At 41.1% G+C, this 13716-nt stretch carries 7 protein-coding genes, 6 tRNA genes and 1 pseudogene; 2 read left to right on the forward strand and 12 right to left on the reverse strand.

What is annotated here, in order from left to right:
- Nucleotides 1-11: 11 nt before the first annotated feature.
- Both oadA and ACGEDC_RS02880 read right to left on the reverse strand, forming a co-directional pair.
- Nucleotides 12-1804: pseudogene (oadA, locus tag ACGEDC_RS02875) on the reverse strand (sodium-extruding oxaloacetate decarboxylase subunit alpha).
- Nucleotides 1805-1820: 16 nt separating this feature from the next.
- Nucleotides 1821-1988, reverse strand: coding sequence for an OadG family transporter subunit (locus tag ACGEDC_RS02880; RefSeq protein ID WP_394496334.1), 168 nt, complete (start codon nt 1986-1988; stop codon nt 1821-1823).
- A gap of 830 nt (nt 1989-2818) precedes the next feature.
- On the opposite strand from ACGEDC_RS02880, the gene ACGEDC_RS02885 reads away from it, so the two are divergent.
- A protein-coding gene (locus tag ACGEDC_RS02885; RefSeq protein WP_394493236.1) for an IS3 family transposase occupies nt 2819-4008 on the forward strand; the annotation gives its coding sequence in 2 pieces (ribosomal slippage) (nt 2819-3077 and nt 3077-4008; 1191 coding nt in all).
- Between the two features lie 257 nt (nt 4009-4265).
- Here the strand turns inward: ACGEDC_RS02885 and ACGEDC_RS02890 are convergent.
- From ACGEDC_RS02890 to recA, 9 genes are all read right to left on the reverse strand, one after another.
- Nucleotides 4266-4342: transfer RNA gene (locus ACGEDC_RS02890), tRNA-Arg, on the reverse strand.
- An 80-nt stretch (nt 4343-4422) separates the two neighbouring features.
- Nucleotides 4423-4514 (reverse strand) — tRNA-Ser (locus ACGEDC_RS02895).
- A gap of 9 nt (nt 4515-4523) precedes the next feature.
- Nucleotides 4524-4600, reverse strand: a tRNA-Arg gene (locus ACGEDC_RS02900).
- Nucleotides 4601-4630: 30 nt separating this feature from the next.
- A tRNA-Arg gene (locus tag ACGEDC_RS02905) sits at nt 4631-4707 on the reverse strand.
- A 30-nt stretch (nt 4708-4737) separates the two neighbouring features.
- Nucleotides 4738-4814: transfer RNA gene (locus ACGEDC_RS02910), tRNA-Arg, on the reverse strand.
- A 22-nt stretch (nt 4815-4836) separates the two neighbouring features.
- Nucleotides 4837-4928: transfer RNA gene (locus ACGEDC_RS02915), tRNA-Ser, on the reverse strand.
- 488 nt (nt 4929-5416) lie between these two features.
- Nucleotides 5417-5617, reverse strand: coding sequence for a carbon storage regulator CsrA (csrA, locus tag ACGEDC_RS02920; protein ID WP_055023781.1), 201 nt, complete (start codon nt 5615-5617; stop codon nt 5417-5419).
- 500 nt (nt 5618-6117) lie between these two features.
- The gene (gene alaS / locus ACGEDC_RS02925) at nt 6118-8742 is read right to left on the reverse strand and encodes an alanine--tRNA ligase (RefSeq protein ID WP_394496337.1); all 2625 of its coding nucleotides are present in this window, start codon (nt 8740-8742) and stop codon (nt 6118-6120) included.
- Nucleotides 8743-9070: 328 nt separating this feature from the next.
- Nucleotides 9071-10129, reverse strand: coding sequence for a recombinase RecA (gene recA / locus ACGEDC_RS02930; RefSeq protein WP_055023779.1), 1059 nt, complete (start codon nt 10127-10129; stop codon nt 9071-9073).
- A gap of 420 nt (nt 10130-10549) precedes the next feature.
- Between recA and mutS the strand changes: the two genes are divergently transcribed.
- Nucleotides 10550-13129 (forward strand): DNA mismatch repair protein MutS, encoded by a 2580-nt coding sequence (gene mutS, locus ACGEDC_RS02935; RefSeq protein ID WP_394496339.1) that lies wholly within the window; start codon nt 10550-10552, stop codon nt 13127-13129.
- A gap of 87 nt (nt 13130-13216) precedes the next feature.
- On the opposite strand, the gene ACGEDC_RS02940 is transcribed toward mutS, so the two are convergent.
- On the reverse strand, nt 13217-13624 hold the full coding sequence (locus tag ACGEDC_RS02940) for a hypothetical protein (protein WP_055023777.1): 408 nt from the start codon (nt 13622-13624) through the stop codon (nt 13217-13219).
- Nucleotides 13625-13716 lie beyond the last annotated feature (92 nt).

Raw genomic sequence — 13716 nt, forward strand, 5'->3', positions numbered from 1 at the left:
TCTCCTACCTCTTACGCTAGTGCCAGTAATGGTGCGCCAACTGCAACTGCATCGCCTTGTTTAACCGCGATATTTCTGATCACACCTGTCGTTTCTGCTCGAACTTCGGTTTCCATCTTCATTGCTTCAAGGATTAATACCACATCACCCTCATTCACATGGTCGCCATCATTCACCATCACTTTGAAAATATTGCCTGACAGCGGTGCGTTCATCGTGACTTTAATTTCATTACTCGCCGGCGTTAATGGTGCAAGCGGAGCTGGCGCTTGAGAACCAGCTGATGATGAAGTGGGTACAATTTGGCTAATATCTCCACCTTCACTGACTTCCACCACAAAATTTTGCCCTTGGACATTAACGGTATAGGTTTCAGGCCCTTTGTCTTTTTTATCAGCAACAACCGCCATGTCATCGGCACTTGGAATAGGCTCAAATGCGTCCGGATTACCACGGTTAGTTAAGAACTGTAATCCAATTTGATTAAATAACGCATACGTCATCACATCATCATCAGTTTCTGCCGCCAAAGTAATATTGTCTTTCTTCGCGATATCAGCCAACTCTTGGCGTAACTTATCTAGCTCTGGTGCAATAAGATCGGCAGGGCGACATGTAATCGCCTCACCACCGTCTAGCACTCTAGCCTGAAGTTCAGCGTTAACTGGTGCAGGTGTTGCACCGTACTCACCTTTTAATACGCCTTCAGTTTCTTTAGCTAGGGTTTTATATCGCTCACCCATTAAGACATTAATTACTGATTGAGTACCTACAATCTGTGACGTTGGCGTCACCAAAGGTAAGAAACCAAGATCTTCACGTACACGAGGGATCTCTTCTAATACAGCATCCATTTTGTCCGCAGCGCCCTGCTCTTTGAGCTGGTTTTCCATGTTGGTTAACATGCCACCTGGCACTTGTGCACGTAAAATGCGTGAATCAATACCTTTCAGTGCACCTTCAAAACGAGCATACTTTTTACGAACTTCTCTAAAGTAAGCTGCAATTTCTTCTAACAGCGCCATGTCATAGCCAGTTGAGCGGCCATTATCTTCAGCCATTGCGACTAAGGTCTCTGTCGCTGAATGTCCATATGTTTGGCTCATTGACGAAATGGCGGTATCAAGTACATCAATACCCGCTTCAATTGCTTTTTGATAAGTTGCAGTGCTTAAACCCGTTGTAGCATGACAATGCATAGACACTGTTAAATCCGTTTGAGATTTAAGTCTGCTAATTAGGTCAAATGCTTCTATTGGTTTGAGTAGACCTGCCATGTCTTTTATACACAATGACTCACAACCCATGTCTTCAAGGTTTTTAGCCATATCAACCCAAGTATCAACGGTATGAACTGGGCTAGTTGTAAACGAAATAGTCCCTTGAGCATGGCCACCAACCTGTTTCACCGCTTTAACAGCCGTTTCTAAGTTACGAACATCATTCATTGCATCAAATACACGGAACACGTCAACACCGTTAGTATGCGCACGCTCCACAAAGCGAGTTACTACATCATCAGCATAATGGCGATACCCCAAAAGGTTTTGACCACGTAACAACATTTGCTGCGGCGTATTTGGCATGACTTTTTAAGTTCTCGGATACGATCCCACGGATCTTCTCCTAAATAACGAATGCATGAATCGAAGGTCGCGCCTCCCCATGATTCAAGTGACCAATAACCGATTTTATCCAGTAAAGGAGCGATAGGTAACATATCGTCTAAACGTAGGCGTGTTGCCAAAATAGACTGATGGGCGTCTCGTAATACTACATCTGTTAACGCTAAAGGCTTGCTCATAATTACTCCTAAACTATTAATCTTTGGCACGGTACTGATGAATAGCAGAAGTGATTGCTGCTACTAACTTAGGGTCAAGTGTTGCTGCTGATGCAGGTGCTTGCGCTATTGGCGCCGACGCTGCTGCAACTTGATTTTCTGACTTGGTTAATCTGGCGACGATAGTGATACCGACGATTAACAAGCTTAAAAAATAAAGACTAAGCTCATCCCCATTATCATCACGCCTAAGGCGTTAAATAATTGCTCAGATATTGAAGTCATACATCCTCTCTTGTCTTAGTGTTCAATCAGTCATTGCACACAGGATCCGTTCTGATTACATACGCCAATAATGAAGTCATATATGAAATTAACTCACGCACCAAAAGTAGGCATTCATTAATTCACAAACGGCATACAGAATAAATATTCAGTCTATCTTAACTAATTTATGATTATAAAAAAGCTAATCAACCAGCTAATTTAGTTATATCAAATTCTTCATTGACGAAAAATATAACTAATCTATAACAATTAATCCAACGCTTTGTAAATTGGTCAGACCAAAAATTATAAAATTAAAAGGGTATAGGTGATAATTCGATAATTAAAATGAGACTTTTATGAGAATAATTTAATTTTGATGGGTTTATGAAGAAAATGACAAGATTATGACGACTTCTAACTAAAAAGTGATATCAAGATAAAGAACAACCAATCGCCCTAAAGAAGTGCAGATGATGTAAAAAGCATAAATATGCCAATTTTATCGTGATTAATTGACTATTTATTACAATCGAGCAGTTACATGGTAAATCATGCTCCTTAGTGTGCCTGTTGCCAATAGATCAACGCTGATGATCCATGTTAAGAGTGATTTCACCTAAAAGAGTACCAATATAGATAATGCGTTTGTTGAGTTGCAAAAAAGATCCCTCTTAGCCGTAGCCTCTATATTGTAGTGGCATAGTGATTTTGGCCACCTAATTAGAGGATGTTATGATTAATTCATAGCAGTATTAGGTGAAGATAATGGCTAAGAAGTCACGTAAAAATTTCAGTCCAGAATTTAGATTGGAAACGGCACAATTGGTGGTCGACCATGGTTACACTCATGAAGAAGCAGCCAAGGCCATGAATGTTGGTTTTTCAACAATTGGTAAGTGGGTTAAACAGTTAAAAGAAGAGCGCCAAGGTAAAGCCCCGAAAGCGACACCTATGACCCCTGAGCAGCTTAAGATACGTGAGCTTGAGAAGAAGATTGAGCGCATTGAATTAGAAAAGGAAATTCTAAAAAAGGCTACGGCTCTGTTGATGTCGGACTCACTGAACAATTCGAATTAATCGAAAAACTCAATCAGAGCCATAAAGCCAGATATTCGATTCAAACGTTGTGTGATGTATTTGATGTCCATCGCAGCAGTTATAAATACTGGTGCTTGCGTGATACGTCATTGCCTCCAGAAGAAATTAAGTTGCGAGCTGAAGTAAAGTCAGCGCATGAACTAAGTGGAGGCTCCGCAGGTGCAAGAACCATTGCTGAAATTGTAACGCAGCGTGGTTTTCAGTTAAGCCGATATCGCGCGACAAGGTTTATGAAAGACCTAGAACTGGTTAGCTGCCAATTGCCACAACATGCTTATAAGAAAGGCTCTAAAAAGCATGTGGCAATCCCTAACTTGCTAGAGCGTCAGTTTGATGTTACTGAGCCAAATCAAGTCTGGTGTGGTGATGTGACTTATATTTGGACTGGCAACCGTTGGGCGTACTTAGCAGTGGTAATTGACTTGTTTGCTCGTAAACCTATTGGTTGGGCTATGTCACATTCACCTGATAGTGAGTTAACCGCCAAAGTATTAACGATGGCTTATGAGCTTCGTGGTAGACCTGATAACGTTATGTTTCATAGTGACCAAGGAAGTCATTACACAAGCAGAAAGTTCAGGCAACGACTGTGGCGTTACCAGATAACACAAAGCATGAGTCGTCGCGGTAACTGTTGGGATAATGCACCAATGGAACGGTTCTTTAGAAGTTTGAAGACCGAATGGGTGCCAACGGTAGGCTATCGAAGTTTTAATGAAGCTAAGATAGATATAACGAAATATATTATTGGCTATTACAGCCACGTTAGGCCGCATCAACATAATGGCGGTTTAACACCAAACGAGTCAGAGAAAAGGTACTGGCTAAACTATAAAACCGTGGCCAATTTAACTTGACCACTACAATATAGAGCTCAAACGCATGCAAACCAACATCAAGCGAATTAAAAGCTGTTAACACATATAGGTTGGCCGAAAATATAAACAGCATTAAAACGACGCTGGCAGCCTAGAAAGGAAGGTAATTGAATTTAACACTGTGAAGGCTTTGCTCTATTACGCAAAGTGAAAATAGAAAAGTGACACTTAAATTGACCAGTACGAACCAGCAATAAAAAATGCCCTGTAGCAAGCTACAGGGCATTCTCTAATAATGGTGCGCGTGGGAGGATTCGAACCTCCGACCGCCTGGTTCGTAGCCAGGTACTCTATCCAGCTGAGCTACACGCGCAAATCTTTTATATCGCTCGCTTAGCACGAGCTTGCTCATTGCTAATGAGCTTAGTTGCATGGTTTAGATTATGCAAATAATGGCGGAGAGGGAGGGATTCGAACCCTCGATGGGAGTTAAAGCCCATACTCCCTTAGCAGGGGAGCGCCTTCGGCCACTCGGCCACCTCTCCGAACAATAATGGTGCGCGTGGGAGGATTCGAACCTCCGACCGCCTGGTTCGTAGCCAGGTACTCTATCCAGCTGAGCTACACGCGCAAAATTTGGTACAAAAGCAAATAATATCAATGGTGCGCGTGGGAGGATTCGAACCTCCGACCGCCTGGTTCGTAGCCAGGTACTCTATCCAGCTGAGCTACACGCGCATCGTATTGATATTGCTTTTTTAATAGTAATGGTGCGCGTGGGAGGATTCGAACCTCCGACCGCCTGGTTCGTAGCCAGGTACTCTATCCAGCTGAGCTACACGCGCATCGTTTACTACTTTTAAGAAATGGCGGAGAGGGAGGGATTCGAACCCTCGATGGGAGTTAAAGCCCATACTCCCTTAGCAGGGGAGCGCCTTCGGCCACTCGGCCACCTCTCCGTTTTCTTGGGCGGTATATTACTGTTTGAAGAAAATAAGTCAAACCCTTTTTCAGAAACTATATTCATTTGAACTGTTTTTAATCACATTGCCGACATATGCCACAATATTTATCAATTCTTTTACCCGATTTTTGTTTTTATAGATAAAAACAATAAACCATCATTTTTGTAGCCATCGTCGTCATTCATTAAAATGAAGTAGATAAACCTGGCCATAAACTAAAAATCAGCTTATTTGAGAATAATTGTGTGCATAATGATTAGAGCAAATAAATGAAGAACGAAATAATTAAAGGGTTAGGACAACACTCAAGCCGTCAACGACTCAAAGATAAAAAAGAAGCGTCACAGCAATGATGATTAAAAACGCTTAAAAATGATTAAAGCAACAGCGATAGCTTCCATTGATCCAGCATTATTTACCATCCAAAAACAATAAAGCCAGCTTTCGCTGGCCTTATTCGTATAGCTAACAATTCTGATTTATCAGAAATTGCCCCCTTCTGGGGTCGTATTGCCAGATTTTTCTGACTGGATACGTTGGTAAATTTCTTCACGATGAACTGATACTTCTTTAGGTGCGTTTACACCGATACGTACCTGATTACCTTTTACGCCAAGCACAGTAACTGTAACTTCATCACCTATCATTAATGTTTCGCCTACACGGCGAGTCAAAATCAGCATTCGATTGCTCCTTTAGTCCAATCAGCATACACCAGCTTCTATCCGTAATATGCGCGTTTTAATATAGTTAGCTTAATACAAATCATTAGTAACGACACTAAATCAATAAAATTTTTAAGCTTTTTACTGTAAAAAATCAAAAAATAAAGAAATTCGGTATTTTTAAAGTCCGATTGTTTCAAGCTGTTAACATTTGACGTTCATTCTTTAGACAAAGCTAAAACAGAACCTTCAAAACAATTTGTCGCTTTCATAACCAAATAAGCATAAAAAACTATACTTACATGATTTTCAGTGCGTTAAATCTGTTTTTATTCAAAAATGTGGTTTCGTAATACCGCTGTCATTATTACGTTTCTACTATGCCAAACCTTGAACAATCACTCAAGCCATAAAGCAACTAACAATCACTGGTAAATCAATCACATTTTTACCCGCTACCGATATTAGATGCTTTATGTTCATTGCTCTATGAGAGTGACTTTAATCTTAATTAACCGTTAGCCTAAACGCTCTGTTAACCAAGGTTGAACTAATGCTAATGCATCATCAAGTTTCTCTGGTTGCGTACCGCCAGCTTGAGCCATATCAGGACGACCACCGCCTTTACCACCAACTTGCTGAGCGACCATAGCAACAAGCTCACCAGCCTTCACTTTACCGACTAAATCTTTACTCACACCAGCAATAAGATTTACTTTACCTTCATTAGCAATACCAAGCACAATAATGGCTGAGTTTAGCTTCTGCTTAAGCTCATCTTGTAAACCACGTAATGATTTAGGATCAACGCCTTCAAGCTTTTTAACTAGAACTTTTACGCCGTTTAGTTCAATGGCTTCACCAGCAATATCTGCACTAGCTGCAGCAGCTAACTTATCTTTTAGCTGCGACATTTCTTTTTCTAGTTGCTTCACTTTATCAAGTTGCGCTTTAAGCTTAGCAACAACTGAAGCTGAGTCAGACTTTAACAATGAAGCCGCTTTATCAAGTTGTGCTTGCTGTTCAGCAACATACTCCATTGCCGCAGCGCCAGTCACCGCTTCAATACGACGAATACCCGCCGCAATACCGCCTTCAGAAGTGATTTTGAATAAACCAATATCACCTGTACGGCCAACATGTGTACCACCACAGAGTTCAATCGAGAAATCACCCATAGTCACAACGCGTACTTCACTGTCGTACTTTTCGCCAAACAAGGCCATAGCGCCCTGCTCTTTTGCCTCATCAATACCCATCACAGCAGTTTTTAGCTGATGGTTACGACGGATTTGGGTATTAACCATATCTTCTACTTGCTTGAGCTCTGCAGCAGTTACGGCTTCAAAGTGCGCAAAGTCAAAACGTAAACGCTCAGGGTTAACTAAAGATCCCTTTTGATTTACGTGAGTACCTAAAACATTACGAAGGGCGGCATGTAATAAATGAGTCACCGAGTGATTTAACTGTGTACGGTGGCGTAATTTCTTATCCACTTCTGCAGTGACTTTTTGGCCTACAGTCAATGTACCTGCCGTTAACTTACCTTCGTGACCAAATGCTTGACCAAAGATTTGCGTATCAGCAACTTCAAAAACATTTTCGCCAATTGAAAGTAAGCCTTTATCACCTACCTGACCACCTGACTCAGCATAAAAAGGCGTGTTATCTAATACGATTACCGCTTCTTGACCTGCTGCTAACGTCTCGACTGATTCACCACCAACATAAATTGCAGAAACACTGCCTTCACCGTTTAATTCGGTGTAACCACAAAACTCAGTTTCACCTTCGATTTTAAGACCAGTATTATAATCAGTACCAAAATTACCAGCAGCTTGTGCACGGCTTCTTTGCTCAGCCATCGCAGCTTCGAAACCGGCTTCATCAACGGTAATATCACGTTCACGACAGACGTCAGCTGTTAGATCCACTGGGAAACCATAGGTATCGTAAAGTTTAAAGGCTGTTTCACCATCTAAAACGTTAGTATCTAACTCGTTTAACGCTGCATCTAAAATACCTAAGCCACGCTCTAGTGTTCTGGCAAATTGTTCTTCTTCAGCTTTTAACGATTTTTCAATAATCGCTTTAGCTTCAACCAAACTTTTACCCGCATCGCCCATGACTTCAATTAGGGTAGGCAGTAATTTAAAGAAGAACGTATCGGTTGCACCTAATTTATTACCGTGACGCACTGCACGACGAATGATACGACGCAATACATAACCACGGCCTTCATTCGACGGCATCACACCATCAGCAATTAAGAATGAACAAGAACGAATATGGTCAGCAATTACGCGCAGTGATTTATTTTCTAGATCTTCAACCCCAATAATTTCCGCCGCTTCTTTGATTAACGCTTGGAAAATATCAATTTCGTAGTTTGAGTGAACGCCTTGCATGATAGCTGCAATACGCTCAATTCCCATACCGGTATCTACTGAAGGTTTTGGTAGCGGTTTCATTTCACCGTCAGCTTGACGGTTGTACTGCATGAAAACGATATTCCAGATTTCAATGAAGCGATCGCCATCTTCTTCTGGTGTACCAGGGCGGCCGCCCCAAATGTGCTCGCCATGATCATAAAAGATCTCTGAACATGGACCACAAGGACCTGTATCACCCATTTGCCAGAAGTTGTCAGAGGCATAAGGAGCGCCTTTGTTATCACCAATACGAATAATATTTTCAGCAGCAACACCGATTTTCTTATTCCAGATTTCAAAGGCTTCGTCATCAGTATCGTAAATAGTGACACAAAGTTTTTCTGTTGGTAATTTCAGTGTTTGGGTTAAGAAGTTCCACGCATATGAAATGGCTTCTTCTTTAAAGTAATCACCAAAACTAAAATTACCTAACATTTCAAAGAAAGTATGGTGACGGGCGGTGTAACCTACATTATCTAAGTCATTATGCTTACCACCAGCACGAACACAACGTTGCGATGTCGTTGCACGTGAATAACCACGATTTTCCAATCCTAGAAAAGCTTCTTTAAATTGGTTCATACCCGCATTTGTAAATAATAACGTTGGATCGTTATGTGGTACTAACGAGCTACTGTCGACAACTTGGTGTCCGTTGTTACCAAAATACGCTAAAAATGCGCTTCTTAATTCTGTGGTGGTCTGAAACATGAAATCGCCCTAAATGGATAAATTCTATTTATCATGAAGCTGAATATCAGCTTTAAATTGGCAACATTATATACTTAAACAAACTGAAGGTGCGAGATCCAAGCGTATTTAGATTAGCGATTTTCTTGCTATGAGGGGCGATTACTGCAATCGGTTAATTGGTTTTTAATAATCTGTGCCGTAATACGAGCTAAATGACGTCTTTAATGAAGTCATTTCCTTACGCGCGGCGTTCGATCACATATGACAGTTAATAGAGCACTTACAAAAAAATCGCGGCCGACTCATGTCGACCGCGATAGTTATTTTCATTACTGTTAAAACGTGATTAGAACACTTCACCTGTTTCTAAATCGATGTTTTCATCCGACTCAGCTGGTGCCGCTTCTTTTTCAGTGCTTAATAGCATTTGACGTAAATTTGCTTCAATTTCTTCTGCTACTGCAGGGTTTTCAACTAGGTATTTCCCCGCATTTGCGCGGCCTTGACCAATCTTGTTGCCTTGGTAGCTGTACCAAGCACCAGCTTTCTCAACCAGCTTGTGTGCTACACCTAAATCAACGAGCTCACCAGTACGGTTAATACCTTTACCGTAAAGAATTTGGAATTCAGCTTGTCTAAATGGCGCTGCAATTTTATTTTTAACGACCTTTACTCGAGTCTCGTTACCTACGACAGCATCGCCGTCTTTAATAGCACCTGTACGACGAATATCTAAACGTACAGAAGCGTAGAATTTAAGTGCATTACCACCCGTTGTGGTTTCAGGGTTACCAAACATAACACCAATTTTCATACGAATTTGGTTAATGAAAATAAGTAGCGTATTTGACTGTTTTAAGTTACCTGCAAGCTTACGCATTGCTTGGCTCATCATACGTGCGGCAAGGCCCATATGAGAATCACCAATTTCACCTTCAATTTCAGCTTTTGGTGTTAATGCTGCAACAGAATCGACAATAATTACATCAACAGCACCTGAACGTGTTAGCGCATCACAGATTTCAAGCGCTTGCTCACCAGTATCAGGTTGTGAACATAATAGGTTATCAATATCGACACCTAGATTTTTTGCATAGATAGGGTCTAGAGCATGCTCAGCATCAATAAACGCACACGTTTTGCCTTCACGTTGTGCTGCAGCAATAACTTCAAGTGTTAACGTTGTTTTACCCGATGATTCTGGACCGTAAATTTCAACGATACGTCCCATTGGTAAACCACCAGCACCTAAGGCAACATCCAACGAAAGCGAACCTGTAGAAATGGTTTCAACATCCATTGTGCGATCAGCGCCCAACTTCATGATTGAACCTTTACCAAATTGCTTTTCAATTTGACCTAATACAGCATTCAGCGCTTTCTCTTTATTTGGATCTGCTTTCATTCTCTTTATCCCTTTAAGGTGACTCAGTTCGAATAACGAACTTGGTAACGAATAAATTTGTCTGTTTCGTAATATGAGCTCAGTATACTGTATAATCATACAGTATCAATAGTTACTGTATAATTTTTTTCCTTTTTTTACCTTACTATTATTTACACATTAAAAATCATACAGTTAATAACAATAATATATTAATAACGATAAATAGCAGACAAACAAAACCACTGTATACAGTACTTCTAGGTTGGGTAAATACTTGAGTTTACAACAATAAGTATTGTTCAAAAAATCAGTAAACAAGGGCAAGACGGCATAGCATCGTTGCGATTCTATTGGGTATCAAATCAATTGTTGTTAAGATGACCGCCTATATTGACCCAGACTTAGCCTAATTCAAAATAAAGTAAGAGCAATCACTTAATGACCGTAAATGAAGACCCAAATTTAGAAAAGCACACTCCCATGATGCGCCAGTATTTAACGCTGAAAGCACAGCATCCTGAAATGCTGTTGTTTTATCGTATGGGAGACTTTTATGAATTATTTTATGAAGACGCTAAGCTGGCATCTGAACTGTTAGGTATCTCATTAACTGCACGTGGAAAAAGTGGTGGTAACGCGATTCCCATGGCAGGGCTTCCCTACCACGCCGTTGAAGGTTACCTCGCAAAATTGGTTCAAATTGGTCAATCTGTCGCTATTTGTGAACAAGTCGGTGACCCTGCTACAAGTAAAGGACCAGTTGAGCGTAAAGTTGTAAGAATTGTTACCCCAGGTACCTTAACCGACGAGGCCTTACTACAAGAAAAGCAGGATAACTTACTTGCTGCGGTATATCAGGGTAAGAGTGGATTTGGCTACGCGACTTTAGATGTTTCGTCTGGTCGATTTGTTATTGTTGAACTTGAAAATGAAGAAACACTGGAAGCTGAACTGCAACGTACCAGTCCTGCAGAATTGCTCTACAGTGAAGATTTACTTGACCGCCAATTAATTGAAAATCGCAAAGGCATACGTCGAAGACCTGAATGGGAGTTTGATTACGATACCAGCATTCAATTACTTCTAGAGCAATTTGGTACCAAAGATCTTCATGGATTTGGTATTACAAATGCTAGGCTTTCGCTTCAAGCAGCTGGCTGCTTAATGCAATATGTCAAAGACACACAAAAAACAGCTTTGCCTCATATTAATAGCATCACCATGTTTAATCAGGCTGATACTATCATTCTTGATGCTGCCACCCGCCGAAACTTAGAGCTTACTATTAATTTATCTGGTTCACGTGATAATACCTTAGCTTGGGTACTCGATAAGACAGCGACGCCGATGGGAAGTCGTATGTTGCAGCGATGGATCCACCAACCGCTGCGTGACCAACAGCATATTAGCCAAAGGCAACAAGCAGTTGCTGAGTTAATTGATACGGGGTTATATGCAGATTTACACCAGCAATTAAAAGCCCTTGGCGATATCGAACGTATCATGGCGAGGCTAGCTATTCGCAGCGCACGCCCACGAGATTTTGCCCGTCTTCGCCAGGCGTTGGCTTTATTACCTGAAATTCAGCAAACTTTAGGTCACTGTCAACAAAGTGAACTCCAACGTCTAGCCAATTTATTAGGCGAGTTTCCAGAGCAGCAACAGCTATTGGAAAATGCGATTGTCGATAATCCGCCTATGCTTATCCGTGATGGCGGCGTAATTAAAGCGGGTTACAACGCACAACTAGATGAATGGCGTGGCCTAAGTGAAGGGGCATCTGATTATCTAGTACAATTAGAAAACCGTGAAAAAGAACAAACAGGCATCAATACCTTAAAGGTCGGCTACAACCGGGTTCACGGCTACTATATCGAAGTGAGTCGCTTACAATCAGATCAAGTTCCTTTGAGCTATCAGCGTCGTCAAACACTAAAGAATACCGAACGCTACATCACACCAGAGTTAAAAGAATACGAAGAGAAAGTGCTATCTAGTCAAGGAAAGGCATTAGCGATTGAAAAGCAGCTTTGGGAAGAGTTATTTGATTTACTTTTACCTAAATTGCATGAACTACAACTGTTTGCCCAAGCTGCATCCGAATTAGATGTGCTAAGCAACTTTGCAGAGCGAGCTGAAACACTGGATTATCATTGTCCAGAAATCAGTAATGACATTGGTATTCATATCGAGTCTGGCCGTCATCCTGTGGTCGAATTAGTTAGCCAAACACCATTTATTGCCAACCCAGTCAACCTCGCGCCTAAGCGAAGAATGCTTATCGTAACAGGGCCCAATATGGGGGGTAAGTCGACTTATATGCGTCAGGTTGCGTTAATCACGCTTATGGCTCATATAGGTAGCTTTGTACCTGCACAAAAAGCAATTATCGGCCCTGTAGATCGAATATTTACACGTATCGGCGCCTCTGACGATCTCGCTTCTGGACGTTCTACTTTTATGGTCGAAATGACAGAAACCGCTAACATTCTTCATAATGCTACAGAGAAAAGTTTAGTTTTAATGGATGAAATCGGTCGAGGTACTTCGACCTATGACGGTTTATCTCTAGCTTGGTCAGCAGCAGAGTATTTAGCTGAAAAAGTGGTTGCATTAACCTTGTTTGCAACCCACTATTTTGAGCTAACACAATTGCCAGAACAGATTAATGGAACCGCTAACGTGCATTTAGATGCCGTCGAGCACGGGGACACAATTGCCTTTATGCATGCAGTTCAAGAGGGCGCTGCGAGTAAAAGTTATGGCTTACAAGTTGCTTCACTAGCAGGGGTACCAGCCCACGTCATCAAAGCGGCGAAACAAAAACTGCATATGCTTGAAAGTCGTGACTTTGCTAATAACAATCAAGTACCGATTCAAGAAGCATTAAACCTGACATTACCTGAACCCCAGTCATCTGCTGCAACAGACAAGTTAGCTCAGATAAACCCAGACAATTTAACGCCTAAACAGGCTTTAGATATGTTGTATGAACTTAAAAGGTTAGCTCAGCTTTAATACATCTATTTATAGACTCAATACAAAAAACGCTGCGATGATTTCGCAGCGTTTTTTTATTCACTAACAGCATTGAGTATAGCCTGGTCACTTCTCTAATGATTTTAGGCTACTCGTATCAACTCCTTTCATGACTTCTCGCTCTAATGCATGTTGCTCAGCTAACTCATTACTCTTGGTCTGTTGCTGTAATTTCTGTTGCTCGATGCTCATTCTTACTTGGCGCTGTATTGATTCTTGCTCAGTTTCACACTGTCTAAATCCATCGGTCCAGCCTTGAGCATAATCCTGCTCCTGATTAAAGCGATTGACATCTTTTTTAAACTCATCAAACAAACTTCCGCCAGCCTTGTTACCGCTATCGCACCCATCCTGAAAACCATCGGCATAAGCTAGGGGATAACCTTGTTCTATCATTGTGTCTCTTGTGCTTTGACAACCAGTCAATATCACAACACATACAATACTGATAAAACTAATGACATTTTTATTCATTGTTTCTTATTCCTCGTTTTCAACAGACAATAAAAAAGGACATGATTAATGTCCTTATTCACTGAAAGCATACTAAAGCTTATTCCAACAAA

Origin of the sequence: Shewanella sp. ENK2, assembly GCF_043568515.1 — a bacterium.
GTDB classification, from domain to species: Bacteria; Pseudomonadota; Gammaproteobacteria; order Enterobacterales; family Shewanellaceae; genus Shewanella; species Shewanella japonica.